The following is a 19,052-nucleotide window of genomic DNA, read 5'->3' on the forward strand; positions in this document are numbered from 1 at the left end:
AGCCCGGAGTTTCGGATCTGACCTAACCGCATCGACGGCGGCGCGCACACTCTTCGGAGATGCAAGACCCGTGCGAAGACGAATGGGCTCTCCTTGGATGACCCCATCGCTATCGACAAAAATCCTGACCTCGTCGGCTCCGACGTGTATGTGAGCGCCCTTATTAGCCCAGTCCCTGGCAACTGATGAAACACGAATATCGCATGGCTTGAGCCCGAGCGGGTCGCTCCACGTGTGCGGGTTGTGGACGTATGTCGCGGGGTTGGGTGCTGGGGCGAGACCGAGCGGGTCGGGGGTGAGGTAGCGGGCGGTGGTGGGGTCGTAGTGGCGGTGGAGGTTGTAATGGAGGCGGGTTTCGGGGTCGTAGTACTGGCCGGGGAAGCGCAGGGGGGTGGTTGTCGAGCTGCTGCGTGGTTGGGTGGTGGTGCCCCAGAGGGTGGTGCGGGATTGCCAGGCGGGGGTGCCGTCGGGGTTGAGGAGGTGGGTGGGGGTGCCGATCAGGTCGGTGATGATGGCGAAGAAGCGGCGGTCGACCGCTTCTTGGGTGTGGAGGTGTTCGGTCTGGGCGAGGGGGCGTAGGCCGTCGTGGTCCCAGGTGAGGGTGTAGGGGCCGGGGAGGGTGGGGCTTTGGGCGGTTTGTTCGGCGAGGGTGGGGCCGTCCCAGGTGAAGAGGGTCGATTCGCCGGTTGTGGGGCAGTGTTTGGCGGTGCGGCGGCCGAAGGGGTCGTAGTGGTAGTGCCATTGGGTGCCGTCGGGGGTGGTGACGGTGGTGAGGCGGTCTTCGGGGTCCCAGGTGTAGTGCCAGGTGTCGGTGCGGCCGGACAGGGTGGTGTGGCGTCGGGTCGTGACGCGGCCCTGTGTGTCGTGGGTGTAGCGGATCCTGCCGGCGCTGGTGATCCGCGTGCCGGTGTAACTGCGGGCGCCGAGGGCGCTGTCGTCGCGGGTGGGCCAGGTGGCGTGGGTGAGGTTGCCGGCGTCGTCGTAGGCGTAGCGTTCGGTCCAGTTGGCGGCATGGACGGCGGTGACACGCCCGGCTGCGTCGAGGTCGAAGTGGCGGTGCCGGTGTGTTGGTCGTCGAGGGCGATCAGGTTGCCGTCGGCGCGGTAGTGGTAGGCGCGGTGGTGGAGGGGTGTGCGGGCGTCGCCGGCGGTGAGGGTTTGGCTGGTGAGGCGGTGGGTGGTGTCCCAGGTGTGGGTGAGGGCGAGTTGGTCGGAGAGGTGGCGGGTGGTTTCGCGGCCGGCCGCGTCGCGGTCGAAGGTGATGGTGTTGCCGCCGGTGGTGAGGGTGTGCGGTTTGCCGGCTGGGTCGTAGGTCCAGGTGCTGTGGGTGCCGGTGGGGGTGGTGCGGGTGGTGCGGCGGCCGGCGGCGTCGTAGGTGTTGGTGAGGGTGCGGCCGTTGATCGTCTCGGTGAGCAGGCGGCCCAACGGGTCGTGGGTGCGGGTCAGTTGGATGCCGGGGCTGGTGGCGGTGAGGAGGCGACCTGAGGTGTCATGGGTGTAGCTGGTGACGGTTCCGGCGGCGTTCTTGGTGGTGAGGTTGTCCAGCAGGTCGTAGCCGTAGGAGATGGTTTCGCCCACGCCGTTGGTGCGGGAGGTGAGTCGGCCGGCCGCATCGTGGGTGTAGGTGAGGGTGCGGTTGTCGAAGTCGGTCTCGCTGGTGACGCGTCCGGCGGCGTCGTGCTGGTAGGTCCAGGTGAGGCCTTGGGGGTTGGTGACCTGGATCAGGCGTAGTTCGGTGTCGTGGGTGAAGGTGTGGCGGGCACCGTCGGGGGTGGTGCGGGCGGTGAGGAGGTCGAAGTCGGTGTATTCGAAGGTGGTGGTGGCGCCGAGTTGGTCGGTGTGGGTGAGGGTGTTGCCTTCGCCGTCGTAGGTCCAGGTCTCGGTGGCACCGTCGGGGGTGGTGCGTGAGCTGAGTTGGCCTTCTGGGGTCCAGGTCAGGTGGGTGGTCCCGCCGAGGGGGTCGGTGAGGGTGGTGGGGCGGCCGAGGGCGTCGCGCTGGTAGGTGGTGGTGGCGCCGAGCGGGTCGGTGGTGGTGTGGACGAGGCCGGCTGGGTCGCACTCGATGCGGGTGGTGTGGCCCAGGGCGTCGGTGACCGTGGTGAGGTGGCCGGCCGAGTCGTAGGTGAAGTGGGTGGTGGCGCCTGCGGGGTCGGTGACGGAGGTGCGGTTGCCGTGCTCGTCGTAGGTCTGGTGCCAGGTCGCGCCGTCCGGCTGTACGACGGTGAGGGGCAGGTTGAGGGTGTTGTAGGTGGCGGTGGAGCGTGCACCGTCGGGGCGGGTGACGGTGACGACGTTGCCGACCGCGTCGTATTCGACGGCGCTGGTACGCCCCAGCGGGTCGGTGACCGAGAGCAGGCGGTGGAAGGCGTCGCGGGTGAAGTGCGTGGTGTGGCCGAGAGGATCGGTGTGCGCGGTGATCTGGTGGCGTTCGTTGACCTGGTAACGGTTCACCGCACCAAGGGAGTTGGTGGCGATCGTCTGGCCGGGGCGGTACTCGTAGGACCGGCGGAGGTGGCCGTTCGCACCGCCTTGGGTGATGCAGCGGTCCTGGTCGTCGTACACGTAGTCGTAGCGCGAGTCATTGCGGTCGATCCAGGCCGTTATTCGGCCTGCCTCGTCGTACTCGAAACGCAGCGGCAGGCCCGAGGAGTTGATGACCTCGGTGAGGTGGCCGTCGGTGTAGCCGTAGCGGACGAGTTCGAGGTCGCCCACGCGTAGGGCGGTGATCCGGGAGTCGGCGGTGTCGAGTTGAAGGTGGTAGCCGGCGCTGTGGCGGATGCCGGTGGGGGTGCCGTCGTAGTCGTAGTCGAAGGTCAGGCAGTGGCCGGCCCGGTCGGTGAGGGTGTCGATCGGGGCGAGGGCAGGGTTGGCCGGGTCGCGGCGGAAGGTGCGTATGTGGCCGGTGATCGGGTCGGTGACCGTGTAGCAGCCGTCGGCGCCCAGGACCAGCGGCCAACGGGCACCGGTGCTCGGGAGGGCCGGGGCGCCCGGTGCGGGGTGGGGGTAGGCCAGGGCGATGCCGTCGCCGAGGAGGAGGACGACGCCCTCGGCGTCGATCTCCAGGCGCTCGTCCGCCGTGCAGGCCCAGGTCGGGCCCATCCAACGCCCGGCCCGGTAGTGCGAGTCGTGCGTGCGGGTGAAGAGCAGGGCAAGGACACCGGCCAGGTGGGCGTCGGTCTGGGTGAGCGTCATGTGGCCGGTGGCCATGTCGATCGGGTCGCCATCGCACACCCGGTCGTCCTTGCCGCGGCCTGGGACATCAGGGTCGCTGACGGCGTCGCGGCCCGCACTGCCGCCCGCGTTCTCCGCTCCGTCCCGGGCCGCGTTCTCGGCCGCATCGCGGGTGGCGTTCCCCGCGATATCGGTGCCGGCCGCTGCCACGTCGCCACCACCACCGGTGGCGATGCCGAAGACGATGTTGGTGAAGAGGTTCCCGCCGGCCTCGGCAGGGTCGGAGCCCCAGCCGGATCCGACCACCGCGGACAGCAGCTGGGTGGGGTGGTTGCTGGTCTTGATCAGGCCGGCGGCGACCTGGTTGACATGGTCGAGGTAGGTGGCGGGATGGGTGATGTTGTAGACGTCCATCGGGTTCACCCCGCGGATGAAGTCCCCGATCCCCGCCGCACCCTTGATGACACCGCCGACGAAGTGACCCTTGGCGATGTTCTCCCCCTGGACCAGGTCGGCCGCGTCCAGCTTCAACCGCTCGGCCATGCTCGGCTCCGGCGGGGCCGCATCCATAGCGGTCTTCAACGCCCCAGCCGCGGTCGCGGCAGCCGCGTCCCGAGCCGAACGGGCACCGTTCAGCAAATCCTGGGCATGCGTGAACTGATCGCCGGTCGGGTCCTTGAACGGGCCCGGATCGGTCGGCTTCGGGCCCGGGTTGGGACTGTTGCTCTTGACGGCGTCGTTATAGGTCTTGATCGCCTTGTTGTAGGTGTCGCCGCTCGCGTCGTACGCGTCCTGCGCCTGCTTCTGCGCCGCCTTCGCCGCCTTGTACGCGTCGATGGCCTGCTTGGCCTGGCACGCGGTCCTGACCTGGGTGCTGGACGGCGCCCTGGAGGTCGAACTGCACGAGGCGGACGGCGGGTTCCGCGTGCTGCGGGCCGCCGCCGGCGAACTGGTGTACTGGCCGGAGGGCTCACGCTGGCGCGAACACCACCTCGACGGCTGCATGACGCTGCGGATCTCCGTCCCCCGTGCACAGCGTCTGGCGACCGGAGCGGTCAAGAACCTGCTGGCGGAGGACGTGCGGGACCGCCTGGAGCACGACGGCACGGTGCCCTGCCTGCCCTACCCGCCACCCACCGGCGAGCCGGACGCCTCCGTGATCGCCCTCGGCGAGGCGGTCCGCGCGGCAGCCGGGGGCGCGGAGCTGCCCTCCGCGCTGCGTACCCGGTGGGCGGCCTGGTGCTCCTCGGCCGGGCTGGAACCCGCACCCGAGCCCCGCGCCGACGTCCCCCTCACCCCCGGGCACCGGCTGCGGGTGGTGCACGCGGTCGTGCGGCTGCCGGACGGGCCCGGCCGCTGGATCTGGGCCGTCAATGGGCACGCCTTCCCGGTCGGCGGTGCCGCAGGGGAGCGGATCGCCCAGCAGCTGCGGCCCGGCCGCGAGCTGACGGTCGGCGAGCTGTGCCGGGCTGTGGGCGCGAACGAGCACAACCGCGCCGTGACCGCGCTGCTGCGCAGGCTCTACCGGCTGCGGGGGATCGACCTGGCCGGCGGCGAGAGGACGGACGGATGACGACAACACACGTGACCGACCTGGCCGTCCTCCAGGGCCCCCTTGACTGGGACGAGTTCGCCGCACTCTACTGGGACCGGCGCCCGGTGCTGATCAAGGCCGTCTCCCCGGCGCCCTTCGAGCTGCGTGAGGTCTTCGCTGCCACCACGCTCGCCACCCGGCCGGCCGGCCCGTACCTCATGCCGCCGACCGCCCAGTTCGCCGTCGGCCGCTTCCAGCAGTCCGAGCCCGCGAACTGGTTCCCGCGCGCCGAGGACGGCACGTTCGACGGCTACCGACGGCGGCTGGACGCCGAGTTGGCAGCCTTCTCGAAGGAGACGCGGTACGCGCTGGTCGTGCACGCCTTCCACGCCTTCCACGCCGGACAGTGGGAGCGCCAGCGGGCGTTCTTCGAGCCGCTGTGGGAGCGCACGGGGCTGCCGCTGTCAGGGGCGATCACCACGCTCTTCCACGGCACCTACGAGCACACCCCGGTCGGCGTCCACCGGGACCGCTTCGCCACCTTCCTGTTCGCCCTCGAGGGCCGCAAGCGGATGCGGTTCTGGCGGGAGCGCCCGTGGACCGAGCCCGTGACCTCCGTGCTGGACTACCAGCCCCACCTGGCCACCTCGTTCACCGCCGAGCCCGAGCCCGGCGACCTGCTGTACTGGCCCGCGGCCTACTACCACGTCGGCGAGAGCATCGACGGCGGGAGCGCGACCAGCGTCAACGTCGGCGTGCCGCGCGAGGCGCACCGCGCGGTCCACGACCTGGACGACCTGCTGCTGGGCAGGACCCCGGACGCGATGGTCGATCCGCACGCCGCCCTGGTGCGGCTGCCCGCTGCCACCGCCCCGCTGTCGGTACCCGGACCGCCGACGGACGGCGCACTGCCCGAGGCGCTGGAGCAGACCCTGCGCCTCTTCCAGGAGTACCGCGACCCCGACCGGATGCAGGACCGGGTCGTCTCGGTCGCGCTGCGCAACTGGAGCGCGTCCGGCCTGTGCCCCGCCCCGCCGCCCGAGGCGCCGCAGCCCCTGGACGACGGCACGGCGGTACGGGCCCGCGCCCGGGTGTTGAGCCGGCCGGTCGGCGGGGCGCTGCTGTGCGCCGCCAACGGGCACGTGCTGCGCTCCTCGCTGACGCGGCAGCAGGTGGAACCGCTGCTGCGCCGACTCACCGAACGGGAGCCGGTACTGGTCGGCGAGTTGACGGCCGGCCTACCGTCCGCCGCCCGCGAGGAGGCCCGCCGCCTGCTGGAGGCGCTGGAGAGCTTCCGCGCCCTGACCCGCGGCTAGTACCAACGCCGTTCGGTGCCCGGCCGGCGAACCGGCGGCGACAGCGCGAAGGTGCTTCGACCAGGCGGACCTGCAACCCGAGGAAGAGGAGAGCCGGGGCCGACAGGGGCAGCCCGCCTGGACGGAGGGGGCGCCGGACCGTGCGGGCATCGCCGGGTCGGGGGGTGGCCGGCGTCCACCGGCTCGGTGAGGTGGACGCCGGCGCCTCCTGGAGCGCTGCGCTCGCGGCCGCCGTGGGCTACTGCAGGCCGTTCCGCAGGCGGCGCAGGGTGGACGCGGCATCCGGCAGGCCGGCTGCGTCCGCTTCGGCTGCGGCCTTGTCGAGGCGGGCCCGTGCCTCGGCGGTGCGCTCCAGTGCCCGGCCCTCGATCAGAGCGGCCATCCGCTGCGCTTCGAAGCGCGGCGGGCTGGTCGCGTACCCGGCGCGGTCGTAGACGGCGACGGTCTGCTCGAACGCCGTCAGCGCCTGCTCCGGCCGACCGATGGCGGCGTACACCCGGCCGCGGGTGTCCAGGCACTGCGCGAGGTCGACGTCCACGCTGCGGAACTGCTCGCGCGCGGCGTCCGGGTACTCCTCGCGCAGCCGATCCGCCTCGGCCAGGTAACCGAGGGCCTCGTCCGCCGCGTCCGCGCCGCGTGCGTCGACCGCTTCGACCGCGAGGGTGCGCAGGGCGTCGGTGAGGTCCGGCAGGACCGGCGCCGCACGGTTGGACTCGAGCGCGCGCTCCAGGGCCGCCTTGGCGCCGTCCCAGTCGCCCGCCAGCGCCAACGTGCTCGCGGCTCCGGCCGCCGCGGAGGTCAGCAGCCCCTTGTCCGGCCACCTGCCGGCGATGTCCGCCAGTTGCAGGTACTGCACCGCGGCGTCCCGGGGCTCGCCCAGCGCGACCAGGGCGCCGGCCAGGTCGGCCCGGATCTGGGCGGTCAACTGCTCCGACTGCGACGGTGCCCGGTCCGTGCCGGCTCCGGCCGGGGGCTGCGGTGAGGTCGGTGCGGCCGGGTCGAGGAGCGACTCCAGGACGGCCACGGCATCGCCGACCGAGCCCTGCGCGCACAGCGCCCGGCCCAGCTGGAGGCGGGTCTCCCGGGCGTCCAGCGCCTGGCCCTCCCGGTCCAGCCGGGCCGCCGCCTCCGAGAGCGCGCGCACGGCCGTCTGGTACTGCCGGGTTTGCAGCGCCATGGCGCCGAGCATCCGGTGCAGCGGGGTCAGCTCCTCGGCGGGCACGTCAGCCGGCGCCTGGGTCAGGGCTCGTTCGAGTTCGCCCATCGCCTCGGTGTGCCGGTCCTGCCCGCCGAGCGCCAGCGCCAGCAGCAGCCGGGCACGAGGTATCCGCCAGTACCAGCCCTTCTCCTCGAAGATCTCCAGGGCGCGGCGGGCGTTGGCCTCGCCCTCGACCGCGGCGCCGTGGGTGGACTGGAACTCGGCGAGCACCTCGTGGGCGACCGCGGACTGCGCCCAGCCGTCCCCGGCGCCCTTGTCGATCAGGCCCTGGGCCTCGGTGGTGAACGTCGCGCTCCACCGGGCGTGCTGCTCCGGCTCGGTGGCGTGGTGCATGGCGTGCCGGGCGGTGAAGACGCGGCAGTGCCGCACCACCAGCTGCCGGCTCAGCAGTTCGCACCGCTCCTCGGTGTCCAGGCCGTCCACCGGGAGCGCCTCGACGCGGGCCAGCAACTCGTCGAGGACCGGCCAGGCCGCCTCGGCCTCGGCTGCGGCAGCGGCACCGTCGGCGTCCTCGCGCACAACGGCACACCAGGCGACCCGCGCCTCGGCAGCGATCGTCCGGGCGTCCTGCCCGGCCTTCGCGTAGAGCTCCACCGCCTCGCCGAGGTGCGCGGCACAGGCCGCCCAGTCGTCACGCTGCGCGGCGCGCTGCGCCAGTTCCGAGGCGATCTCGGCGCCGAACGATTCGTCGGCGGTCGCGGCGTCCGCGTCCTCGGCGCGCTGGATGACCGCGTCCCACAGCGTCTTCCCCCGGGGGTGCCCGGTGCGGTCCAGACGGCGTGCCTCGGCGAGGAGTTCGGCGAAGTCCTCGGGCAGCTCCGGCGAGCCCGTGGTGGGAGCGTCGGAGGACGAGGCGTCGGCCGACGGAGCATCGGCGGCCAGGGTCTCGGTGGGCCGGGCCAGGACCGAGGTCTGCACGCCCAGGTTGAGCTGTGCCACCAGCGGACGCAGGGCCAGTTGCTCCCGGCGCCGGGTGGACACCGCGTCGTTGCCGTTGCGCACGTCGAAGCGCGCCGCCAGCTCGGCGGCCTGCACCGCGACGTCGTCCCGCAGCGCCGCCACGGTCCACTCCGTTCCGAGCGGTCCGGGGCACGGCAGGCCGCCGTGCCCGGTCTCGACCAACCGCGACAGCAGCACCTCGACGGCGGTGAGGAACTCCAGACGGTCGGCCGGTGCACCCATGAACCCGAACGACGCGCGGTTCTGTGCCAGCAGCTCCAGGCCGCGGGCCGCGTTGCCGGTCAGCGCGCAGAACACCAGGTGCCGGCCGAGCGCGACGAGCTCGGCCTCCTGGCCGCGGACCTTGCGGTAGCCGGTGAGGTGCGCGGCCCGGGCCTCTTCGGTCCGCCCGAGCCGCAGCAGCGGCAGCAGGGCCAGGGCCTGGCTGCTGTGCGGCTCGTCGTCGCAGCTGTGGCCGCCGTCGAAGGTCGGCCGGAGTTCCGCGAGCCCGCGCTCGTCCTCGCCGAGCCGGAAGTGGTGGGCGGCCCGCTGCCTGGCCTCGCAGGCCGCGCAGTCGCTGAACCTCGTCCGGCCGCGGGTCGCCCACAACTCGTAGGCCAGCTGCTCGTTCTCACCCAACTGCGCCGCCAGGTGGTATTCCTGGGCATGGACCGGCTGCAGGTCGTGCCCGGCGGCCTGGTAGCGGCGCCGCATCTCGGCGATCCAGCCGCGGATGGACGCCAGCGGCACGTCGGGCGTGGACAGCAGGCCGGAGGTGACCCACTTGAAGTACCAGAACAGCCGGTGGGCCTCGTACTCGTCGAACGACTTCTGGTCGGCGTCCCACAGTTGCAGCAGCCGTGCGAAGGCGACGGGGTACTTCACCACCTCACCGCTGCCGTAGTAGGCGCGCATGAGCTCGATCAGGGTGGAGACGGTGACCTCGGGGTCGCCGAAGCTCTCGGCGGCGTCCACGAGTTCCTCCGCGATCGCCGCGGTGGCTCGCCCCTTGGCCCGGTCCCGGTTCTCGCGCAGGGCTGTGAAGAACTCGTCCCGGGTGGTGGGTGTGGTCGTCACCGCGACCCCTCCTTGTCGGTGCCGGCCGCCTGGGCCGCGAATTCGAGCAGGCCCAGGAACGAGCGGTTGAGCAGCGCGTGGTCCGAGGGACGCAGCGGCCGCCTGGAGAGCAGCAGCGCCTGGCCGTACAGCGCCTCGATCGCCGTCTCGGACAGCTGCGGGTCCGCCGTGGCAGCCAGCTCGGACAGCTTGCGGATCAGCGGGTTGAGGTGGTTGAGGATCAACTGGGCGCGTGGCGCGGAGGAGTTGAGCGAGCCGAGGATGCCCGCCCACAGGTCGTCCGCCCCGGCGGACAGCTCGGCGCGGCGGCGCTCGTGCCGCGCCTCCCGGTTGTCCACCAGCATCGCGGGCATGCCGACGGGCTGGAAGGCGCGCAGTGCCACGTCGGTGTCGAGCCGGTCCGCGACCGCGCGGGCGCGGGCCAGGAACGGCGCGGCGGCCAGCTCGGCGGCCGGGTCGACGCTGTCGAGGTGCGCGGTGACGGTCTCCGGGTCCAGGTCGGTCACGGTGGTCCCGGGGCGGACCCGCGGGAGCTGGTGCACCAGTTCGCGGTCGTAGACGTACCCGCCGTTGACCACTCCGAGTCCGGCGGCGGCGGCGATCGGCGCGACCTGCCGGAACTCCTCCACGGTCTGGGTGACCAGCACCACCGGGTGCGCGCGGGAGAACTCGTCCAGGCTGACCGTGCCGTCCGTGGTCTCGAACGGCAGCCACGGCAGCAGCAGGGCGAGCAGTTCGTCGTCGTACCGGGCCATCGCCTTCACGGCCAGGTGGTGGACGTCCAGGAAGCGTCGCAGCAGTGCCAGGTCGGAGGCGGCCAGTTCGGTCAGCCACTGCCGCACGCGCTCACCGATCGCGTCGCGGACGGCGGCCAGCGTCTCGTCCGCGTACAGCGCCTCGCGCGAGGCGGTGGGACGCAGACCGGTGGTGTCCACCACGCAGGCCACGAAGAAGGCCCACTCCGGGACCAGTTCGGTGGCCTGGTCCGACAGCAGCATGCCCTTCAGGTGCACCCGGTTGCCGGATCGCCTGGTCGGGTGCGCGGGTGTCGGCAGCACGCAGGCCACGCCCTTGAGCCCGACCAGCGGGATGTCCAGGTCGATGGTGTCCAGCGGGGTGAAGTCGAAGACTGCCTTGCCGTACGCGGCCAGCGCCTCGCGGCGGGCGGCGGGCGAGCGGTACGGCCGCTCCCACACCGGCGGTGTGTCGTTCACCCGGCTCACGTCGCCGTGGCGGTCCACGACCTCGACCTCGTACCTCAGCAACGATCCGTAGTGCTTGGCCAGTTGGAGGACGTTGCCGGGCTCCAGCCACTCGCTGCCGTCGGCCCGCGGGGTCAGCGTCACCGTCGTTCCGGGTTGCGCGACCGAACCGGCGGGCAGCGTCCGGATGCTGTACGTGCCGTCGCTCTGGCCGCGCCACTCGACGGCGGACGCGTTCGGCTCCTTGGCGCTGCGCGACACCACGCGGATCTCGTCGGCGACGACGAAGCAGGCGAGCAAGCCGATGCCGAACTGTCCGATGAAGTCGGCCCGTTCGGCCGCGAGGTCGAGTTCGCCGGCGGCGCTGCGCTTGGAGGAGCGGCCGATCGTGGCCAGGAAGGTGTGGACGTCGGCCTCGGTGAGCCCCACCCCGGAGTCCTCGACGGTGATGCCGCCGTCCACACCGGTGCGGATCGTGATGCGCGCGGGGGCGGCCGGGTCGAGCAGTCGTCGCGCCGTGATCGCGTCGACGGCGTTCTGCATCAGCTCCCGCAGGTAGACCCTGGGAGAGGAGTAGAGGTGGTGGGAGAGGAGGTCGACGAGGCCGCGCAGGTCGACCTGGAACGTGTGGCCCGGCTGGTTGGTGGTCACTTGGGTTGTCTCCTACTTCGCCGGCTTGGCCGGCTTGGCCTTCATGCATTCCTGGCGCGCGTTGGCGAACACCTGGCCGGGGTTCCCGTAGTAGGCCCAGGGAAAGCGGGTCGGGTGGTCGCCGATGCGCTCGAACAGCTGCCGGGCGCTCGCCCGGTCGCCTGCCAGCCAGAACGCCAGGGCGAAAGCATTGAGCGCGGGATAGGGCGATTCGGTGGGAGAGTAGTCCGGGTGCAGCACCGACGCGGCCGCGGCCCGCCGGAGCTCCTCGACCACCTCGGGACTCCGGATGTAGGCGGCGTCGTCCGCCTTGGGCAGGTCCAGCCAGTGCTCGATGTGCGCCTCGGCGATCAGCACGCCCATCCCGCTTCCGGGCGGGGCCTTCGCGAACGACTCCCGGGCGAAGCCGTGCATCTCCTCGTGGGAGCCGCCCCACTTCGCGCACACCTGCTGGAGCATGGCCGAGTGCAGGGCCACGTGCGTCGGCGCACGGCGCACTCCGGCCTCGAAGCGACGTCGCGTCACGTCGTGCCCGTGCTCGAGCCCTCGGGAGGCGGTGGTCAGGAAGCACCAGGGGGCTGCGGAATCCGGGTCCGACTCAACGGCCGCGTACAAGTGCTCCTCGGCGGCACGCAGCCGCTCGTGGAACAGGTCGAACTGCTCCCGAGTGACCTGGGAGGCTCGCGCACCGGACCGCGCCTCCCACGCCCACGCGACGTGTCGTGCCCCGCAGACGGTCCGCGCCAGTGGGTCATCGGAGCGGCTGCGCCCGATCTCCAGTAGGAAGTCGCCGGGCAGGTCCTGGACGCAGCCGACCAGCCAGGTCAACCGGCCGTGGTCGCCCTGGTCCCGGCACGGCCGCAGGACCGCGGCGACGCCGTCCCAGTCCCCGCCCGTCACCGCCGTGCGCAGTGCGGTGACCTCCGGATCGTCGTGGTCGTGGGCGAGCGAGACCGGCGGCGGCCCGGAGCGGCGTGCGGCGGACCGGCTCGGGGAGGTGCCGCGCTTCGCAGCGGCGCGCAGGACCACCGCGCCCGTGATCGCGGCAGGCATCAGCAACGAGAGGTGAGACACGAATTCCCTTCCGGCGGCCGAACAGCGGGAGATCGCTCGATCGGCAGCCGCAGATTATCCGACTGCGCTGACGGCGTGACACCGCCTTTTCCCCGCCTCCACGGTTGGCAGGCGCGAGTCCTCGCCCCGCCGGCGCGAATGCCCGGGTTTGCTGACGAACGTCTGGAATGCCCCCTCGAAGACGGCTCGCGGGACGCGACGGCGACGGCGGGCGGTGCTCCGTCCGGAGAGCCGGTGGAGCGGCTTCCGCAGTGGCCGAGCGGCCGTCGGCCCGCACCCGGACGGCGTGACGGGTGGCCAGGGCGACCGGCTCCGCCGGGGTGAGGTGTCCCCCGGGGCTCGGCGGCCGCCGGCTGCTCGCCACCGGTGACGCTTGACCTCCCGCGCTACCGCTGAGCCGCCACGCAAACGGACATGCGAGGACGCGGACCCATCCCGCCGGTGCCTGCCCGGCGGGATGGGTCCGTCGCTCGTCTCGCTTTCCTGCCGCGCCCTGTCGCCGTTGACGCGATCAGCTGGCCCGTGTCAATCGCGACCCGCGGCAGCGTGGGGGCCCTGCAGGAAGTCCAGGTACCGGAGGACTCCGGTGCTGTCCTCGGCTGTCGTCACCAGCCCGACATAGCCGTCCGGCCGGACCAGGACCAGGGTGTCCTCGGTGTATCCGTACGCCGGAGGGCGTTCTTGGACGTCCAGGGTGCGCAGACCGGCGACGCCGGCGGACTCCACCCGCGCCAGCGCCTCGCGGCAGCTGGCGCCCATGCCCAGCAGCGTCGCATGGGGTCCGCGGAAGACGTCGAACAGTCGGGTTCCGTCCGGGCCCGGCGAGTCCGGGGCGCGGTCACCCGCGCGGACCGCCGGGCTGTCGTCGGCAGCGCGCTCAGCGAGGTTCCAACTGAGGGAGCTGTCGCGGTAGTTCAGCCCGAGCTGGTTCGTCTCCTCGGTCAGCCCCTTCTCGGCGCCACCGGTACCCGATATCACGGCTTCTGCGATCTTGTCAGCCGAGGAGCAGGACGTCCGCAGGGTCCACTCCGCAATCGGCAGGCGCTCTTCCTGGTAGGTGTCCAGCAAGCTCTGGTCGGCACCGTCCTTGATCACCCTGGCGAGTTTCCAGCCGAGGTTGTATGCGTCCTGCACGCCGGTGTTGGCTCCGAGCGCACCTGCCACCGGGTGCACGTGCGCCGCGTCGCCGGCTATGAGGGCACGGCCGGATCGCAGCGACTCGGCCATCCGCACGTTCTTCCTCGTGACGGAGAGCCAGGTCGGATTGCTCAGTTTGATGGGCATCCCGCTGATGCGGTCGACCGCCTCCTGCAGCGCCTCCAGCGATGGGGGCGGAAGCGTGCCGTCGGGGGCGACCGACGGCGACGCCTGGATCTGCCAGGAGCGCGACCCCGACAGCGGGCACAGCAGGAGCAGGCCGCGCTCCAAGTCGTACCACTGGTACCAGGCGTCGTCGGGCAAGCCGTCGACCTCGACGTCCCCGACGTACAGCTTCTGGCTCTCGTCCGTGAAGCCCTGGAACTTTATTCCGAGTTGCTTGCGGACGGTACTGCCGCCACCATCGCACCCCACCAGGTAGTCGAACTCGGCCTTCTCGGTCCCGGCCGGCCCGTCCAGCGTCGCGATCACCGAGGTATCGGTCTGGGTGAACTCGGTGAGCGTCGTGCTGCGCTCCACTTCGCAGCCGACCTCGCTCAGCAGGTCCCGGAGGATCTGCTCGACATCGTTCTGGCGGATGTAGAGCATGCGGCGATAAGGAGCATCGGGAAGAGGCGACTTGTCCTCGTACGGAACCACCTCGCTGATCAGCTGGTCGCGGAGGAGCCGCCGGAAGGGCAGCCGCTGGGTGCCGGCAGCCAGCAGCCTGTCGATGATCCCGAAGTCGTCGAAGACCTCGAGGGTCCGGGGCTGCACCCCGGCCTTGGCGCGCGACGCGGTGGTGAACTGCTCCTGACGATCGATGATGCGCACCGGTACGCCGCGGCGCACCAGGTCATATGCCAACGAAAGACCCGTCGGCCCGGCTCCCACCACAAGGACCATTGCTGATTCCATAATAAGAGATGGCTACCTTTCGGTCGTCTGTGAGGCCCGGCACGGGTGCGCCATCGCCGCCATCCGCAGCACCGGCCATGCCGAAAATCGCCTGCGCTCAACGCGCGGGAGAAATTCGGCACGAGCGGCCCGCAGCTACTTCACTACCGCCAGAGCGAATCCGTCCCAGCCCTTGTTGCACACGGTCTGCAGGACGGTGGTTTCCAGCCTGTCGTCGGCACTCAGCGCGAGCAGTGCGGCACGGGCGCCGATCGCATTCGCGTCAGTGCTCCCCTCATCGAGGACGGTGCCGTTCCAGATGATGTTGTCCACGACAATGACCGTGCCGGGCCGGGAGAGCTCGACCGCCCACGAGATGTAGTTAACGTTGTTTTCTTTGTCCGCGTCGATGAAAACGAGGTCGAACGGAGCCGAGCCTTCCTCCTTGATCTGCGGAAGCAGGTCCATCGCCGCGCCGGTGCGCACGTCCACGATGTCCGCGAGGCCTGCCTGCGCGATGCTCGACTCTGCGATCTCGGCATGCTTCGGCTCGTACTCGAGCGTGATGACACGCCCGTTCGGGCCGACCGCGCGGGCCATCCAGATCGTGCTGTAGCCGCCGAGCGTGCCGATCTCCAGGATGTTCCGCGCATTCGCCAGCTTCGCCAGCAAGTGGAGGAACTTGCCTTGCGTGGCGGAGACGCTGGCCGGCAGGAAGCCGTTCTCGTCGATCCGGTCGAGGGCTGACTGCAGATCCTCGTCGTCGCCGACGTACAGATCCTTGAGGAAACCGTCGACGTTGGCTATGGCGGTCAGAACTTCAGCTAGTTCGGAGCTCATTTTTCATCCTCTCGGGCGAGGTCACAGGCATCGCCGCCGGATTGTCTCGACGGCCCGCGGTCAGCTGCGGGGCGCACGGGCCTCGTTCGGTTCGTCCGATTCGGCCTGGCGGCCGCACTCGTCAGGCGACGAATTCGGCGAACCGGCGGCACATACGTCGAACATAAAGCCACTCGGCTGCCTCACGGGTAGACCATGCCACACCCGCCACCGGGCCAGACCATCGTTCAACTGCGGGGCGCATACAGCTGAATACCGTCAACCGGTCCTGAGCCGGTGCCCTGCTCGGGGGCGCAGGCCCAGGCAGGGGCGGGAGGTCTGCGCCGGGCGGTCGGCCCTGCTCACGGTCCAGCCGGAAGCCGTCGCTGCCACGGTGATCGTGACCGCGGAAACCCGGTCCTGTCCACCGCTGCGCCCGGCACCAGGGCTCGCCGGCGTTCTGAAGAACAGCTCATCCAGGGCTTACGGCGAGCGTACCGATCGCCGCGCATCATGGAGGGGAAGGCCGCCCAACGGGTCAGGGCCAGGGCGCTTTCCGTCAGCTTCTCGACACGAACCCTAGGTGCGGATGTCATGAGCGGAGAACAGGAATTCGGGGCCCCCACCCCGCCCGGCGGTTCGGGCAGCGGTGGTCACATCGGTCCGGCCGGCGGTTGGGGGCCGCCCCCGGCCCCGGGGACGTGGACCTCGGGGGCGCCCCCGACCCAGCCGTACGGCTCGGCACCACCGCCCATGCCCCCGTACCCGCCGGGTCCGGTGCCTCCCGGTCACGGTCCCGCCCCGGTCCCGCCCCGGCGGCACCGGGTCCGCCGGTACCTGGTGACGCTCGCGGTGGCGGCGGTGGCCGCGGCGGTGGGGATCGGGGTCAGCCGGGCGTACCTGCAGCCCCAGTCGCCGTCCGGTCCGGTGGCACCGTCCGGCAGCGGCGTCACCGGAAGCACGGATGTGTCCGCCAAGGTCGATCCCACTCTGGTGACCATCAACACCACGCTCGGCTACCAGGGCGCCCGCGCCGCCGGCACCGGGATCGTCGTCAGCTCGAACGGTGAGATCCTCACGAACAACCACGTGATCGACGGCGCCACATCGGTCTCCGCGACCGACGTCGGAAACGGCCGCACGTACACGGCGACCGTCGTCGGCTACGACCACGCCGGCGACCTGGCGGTGCTGCAACTGCAGAACGCCTCCGGACTGGCGACCGCCAAGCTGGGCGACTCCTCGAAGGTGGCGGTCGGCGAAGCGGTGACCGCCATCGGCAACGCCGGCGGGACCGGCACCCCGACCACGGCCAGCGGCGACGTGATCGGGCTCGACCAGTCCATCATCGCGAACGACCCCGGCAGCGGAACGGCCGAGCAGCTGACCGGGATGATCCAGGTGGACGCGAACGTGCAGGCCGGCGACTCGGGCGGCTCGCTGGTGGACTCCAGCGGCGCGGTGATCGGCATCGACACGGCCGGAACCGAAAGCAACGGCGGGGGCGGGCAGCGGCAAGCGGCGTCTCAGGGGTTCGCCATCCCGATCAACACGGCGCTGCCGCTGGCCCGCCAGATCATGGCGGGCCAGTCCAGCACGGACATCCACATCGGGCCGACCGCCTTCCTCGGGGTGGAGGTCGCGACGACGGCGGACAGCGGCTCCGGTCCGGGCGCACTGGTAGCGAGCGTGATCCCCGGCTCGCCGGCCGCGCAGGCGGGGCTCACGCAGGGCGACGAGATCACCGCCGTCGACGGCCAGGTGGTCGACACCCCCGCGGCGCTCACCACGATCATGGCTAGTCGCACCGTCGGCTCCCAGGTGACCGTCCAGTGGACCGACGCCGACGGCGCGTCGCACAGCGCCACCGTCACCCTGGTCAGCGGGCCCGCCGGCTGAACCGGACCGCGCAGCCCGGGTACTGGTGCGCTTCCGGGAGAGATGGGGTCAGCGGGGCAGGCCAGCCGTCCTGACGCGCCATCAGCTCATCGGTGGTGATGGGACATTGACGCTGATCGTCCCGCAGAATAACGCTTGGACTCCTCGGCCGCCTTCGCGGGAGACTACGGTTCCTCACTTCCTCACACGCCTCCGCACGATCACTCGGGGTTGGAATGGGATCGTCTGAAGCGCGCCAGGGCTCGCCGGGCCGGACCTCGGTGCTACTCGCACTTCGTTACTACGGGCGGGAGTTAACCCGCTCGCCACGGCTGGCGCTGCCGGCCATGCTGCTGCCGGCGCTGGGCAACATCGGCATCGCCTACATCGCGCCGCTGGTCGTCGCCAAGCTCGTCGGTCGCATCGCCGCCGACGCGCGGGTCGACAGCGGCAGCACGCTGCCCTACGTGCTGGCCTTCGCCAGTGTCCTGCTGGCTGCGGAGGCGCTGTGGCGCATCGGCCTGCACTGCATGAACCGCCTCGAAGCCCGCGGCATCGAGCACTTGTACGTGGTCGGGATGGACGAACTGTTCGCCAAGGACTCCGCGTTCTTCCACGACAACTTCGCCGGATCGCTGACCAAACGGGTCCTGAGCTTCGCCTCGCGCTTCGAGGAGTTCGTGGACACCCTGACGTTCTCGGTGGTGGCCAACTTCGTGCCGCTGTTGTTCGGGTCGGTGGTGCTGTGGCACTACCAACCACTGCTGGTGGTCGGGCTGTTGGCGATGATCGCGGTGACGGCGGGGTGCGTGGCGCCCCTCATCCGGCGCCGCCAGCGGCTGGTCGACCAGCGCGAGGAGGCGTTCGCCCGGGTGTCGGGTCACGTCGCCGACGTCCTGATGAACATGGACACCGTCCGGTCGTTCGCCGCCGAGGAGCGCGAGGCCGCCGAACACCGGTCCCGCGTAGCGCAGTTGCGCCGGCTGGCGGTGCGCTCCTGGGACTACGGCAACCTGCGCATCGACACGCTGGTCGCGCCGATGTCCGTGCTGACGAACGCGCTGGGCCTGCTGCTCGCGGTGACTCTCGGCGGGGGCAGGCACGGCGTGGAGGCGGTGATGGTCGCCTTCACGTACTACAGCAGCGCGACGCGGATCATGTTCGAGTTCAACCAGATCTACCGACGGTTGGAGAGCTCGATGACGGAGGCCGCGCAGTTCACCGAGTTGCTGATGGAGCCACCGACCGTGCTCGATCCGGCTTCGCCGGAGCCGCTGCGGCTCCGGGCCGCCGATGTCCGGTTCGAGCGGGTGACCTTCGCCCACGCCGGCGCCGAGCCGATCTTCGAGGGCCTCGACCTGGCCGTACCGAGCGGAGCGAAGATCGGCCTCGTCGGACGGTCCGGCGGAGGCAAGACCACGCTCACCCGGCTGCTGCTGCGGATGACGGACCTCGACACCGGGCGGATCCTGATCGGTGGTCAGGACATCAGCAGGCTGCGCCAGACCGACCTGCGCGGCCTGATCGCCTACGTGCCGCAGGACCCGGCGATGTTCCACCGGACACTGCGCGAGAACATCGCGTTCGCCCGACCGGGCGCCACCGACGCCGAGATCCGCCGCGCGGCCGAGGCAGCACACGTCAGCGAGTTCGCCGACGCACTGCCGGACGGCTTCGACACCATGGTGGGCGAGCGCGGCGTCAAGCTCTCCGGCGGACAGCGCCAACGGGTCGCGCTGGCTCGCGCGATCCTGCGCGACGCACCCATCCTGCTGCTGGACGAGGCGACCAGCGCCTTGGACTCCGAGAGCGAGATCCTGGTCCAGGAGGCCCTGTGGCGACTCATGGAGGGGCGCACGGCCCTCGTGGTGGCGCACCGGCTGAGCACCGTCGCCAAGATGGACCGGCTCGTCGTCCTCGACCGCGGCCGGATCCTCGAACAAGGCACCCACCAGGAGCTGCTCACCGCGGACGGCGCCTACGCCAGGTTGTGGCAGCACCAGTCGGGCGGCTTCCTCGACGACACGGCGGGGAGGGCCTCGCGGTAGCGGGCGGGCTGCTGGTCGCGGGCGGCACTCTCGGCGCTCGCCACCTGCCCAGCAGCGGAACGGACGCCGCGTCAGCTGACGCGGTCTCGCC

9 protein-coding genes and 2 pseudogenes are annotated in these 19,052 nt (G+C 71.3%); 4 read left to right on the forward strand and 7 right to left on the reverse strand.

The annotated features are described in order from the left end of the window. Nucleotides 1-198: 198 nt before the first annotated feature. Nucleotides 199-2,651 (reverse strand): annotated as a pseudogene (locus LN042_RS37960) (RHS repeat-associated core domain-containing protein); the annotation flags it as partial. Nucleotides 2,652-3,014: 363 nt separating this feature from the next. Next, nucleotides 3,015-4,007 (reverse strand): annotated as a pseudogene (locus LN042_RS38235) (DUF6531 domain-containing protein); the annotation flags it as partial. Here LN042_RS38235 and LN042_RS08355 point away from each other — a divergent pair. Further along, a complete protein-coding gene (locus LN042_RS08355; protein WP_230049996.1) occupies nt 3,937-4,743 on the forward strand; it encodes a hypothetical protein in 807 nt (268 codons plus the stop codon). The pseudogene LN042_RS38235 and the gene LN042_RS08355 sit on opposite strands and share 71 nt — an antisense overlap. Then, on the forward strand, nt 4,740-6,020 hold the full coding sequence (locus LN042_RS08360) for a JmjC domain-containing protein (RefSeq protein ID WP_230049997.1): 1,281 nt from the start codon (nt 4,740-4,742) through the stop codon (nt 6,018-6,020). Before LN042_RS08355 ends, LN042_RS08360 begins: the two co-directional genes overlap by 4 nt. 238 nt (nt 6,021-6,258) lie before the next feature. Here the strand turns inward: LN042_RS08360 and LN042_RS08365 are convergent, their stop codons facing one another. The 5 genes from LN042_RS08365 to LN042_RS08385 form a co-directional block, all read right to left on the reverse strand. Continuing rightward, nucleotides 6,259-9,255: a hypothetical protein gene (locus LN042_RS08365; RefSeq protein WP_230049998.1), complete on the reverse strand. Its 2,997-nt coding sequence runs from the start codon at nt 9,253-9,255 to the stop codon at nt 6,259-6,261. Next, nucleotides 9,252-11,108 (reverse strand): HSP90 family protein, encoded by a 1,857-nt coding sequence (locus tag LN042_RS08370; RefSeq protein WP_230049999.1) that lies wholly within the window; start codon nt 11,106-11,108, stop codon nt 9,252-9,254. Before LN042_RS08370 ends, LN042_RS08365 begins: the two co-directional genes overlap by 4 nt. A 12-nt stretch (nt 11,109-11,120) precedes the next feature. Then, nucleotides 11,121-12,161 (reverse strand): hypothetical protein, encoded by a 1,041-nt coding sequence (locus tag LN042_RS08375; protein WP_230050000.1) that lies wholly within the window; start codon nt 12,159-12,161, stop codon nt 11,121-11,123. A gap of 546 nt (nt 12,162-12,707) precedes the next feature. Next, nucleotides 12,708-14,237 carry an FAD-dependent oxidoreductase gene (locus LN042_RS08380; protein WP_308191781.1) on the reverse strand — a complete coding sequence of 510 codons (1,530 nt, stop codon included), beginning with the start codon at nt 14,235-14,237 and terminating at the stop codon, nt 12,708-12,710. A gap of 135 nt (nt 14,238-14,372) precedes the next feature. Next, the gene (locus tag LN042_RS08385; RefSeq protein WP_230050003.1) at nt 14,373-15,056 is read right to left on the reverse strand and encodes an O-methyltransferase; all 684 of its coding nucleotides are present in this window, start codon (nt 15,054-15,056) and stop codon (nt 14,373-14,375) included. Nucleotides 15,057-15,875: 819 nt separating this feature from the next. Here LN042_RS08385 and LN042_RS08390 point away from each other — a divergent pair. Together LN042_RS08390 and LN042_RS08395 are read left to right on the forward strand one after the other, a co-directional pair. After that, entirely contained in the window at nt 15,876-16,934 is a 1,059-nt protein-coding gene (locus tag LN042_RS08390; protein ID WP_308191782.1) for a S1C family serine protease, read from the forward strand. A gap of 215 nt (nt 16,935-17,149) precedes the next feature. Beyond that, nucleotides 17,150-18,961 carry an ABC transporter ATP-binding protein gene (locus tag LN042_RS08395; protein ID WP_230050005.1) on the forward strand — a complete coding sequence of 604 codons (1,812 nt, stop codon included), beginning with the start codon at nt 17,150-17,152 and terminating at the stop codon, nt 18,959-18,961. Nucleotides 18,962-19,052: the final 91 nt, after the last annotated feature.

Source organism: Kitasatospora humi, from assembly GCF_020907985.1.
Classification (GTDB): Bacteria; Actinomycetota; Actinomycetes; order Streptomycetales; family Streptomycetaceae; genus Kitasatospora; species Kitasatospora humi.

What these genes read in the sequence shown, in the direction of transcription:
- LN042_RS08395 (WP_230050005.1), top strand. Translation starts at nt 17,150, where the DNA reads ATGGGATCGTCTGAAGCGCGCCAGGGCTCGCCGGGCCGGACCTCGGTG.
- LN042_RS08385 (WP_230050003.1), bottom strand. Translation starts at nt 15,056, where the DNA reads ATGAGCTCCGAACTAGCTGAAGTTCTGACCGCCATAGCCAACGTCGAC.
- LN042_RS08375 (WP_230050000.1), bottom strand. Translation starts at nt 12,161, where the DNA reads ATGCCTGCCGCGATCACGGGCGCGGTGGTCCTGCGCGCCGCTGCGAAG.
- LN042_RS08360 (WP_230049997.1), top strand. Translation starts at nt 4,740, where the DNA reads ATGACGACAACACACGTGACCGACCTGGCCGTCCTCCAGGGCCCCCTT.
- LN042_RS08380 (WP_308191781.1), bottom strand. Translation starts at nt 14,237, where the DNA reads ATGGAATCAGCAATGGTCCTTGTGGTGGGAGCCGGGCCGACGGGTCTT.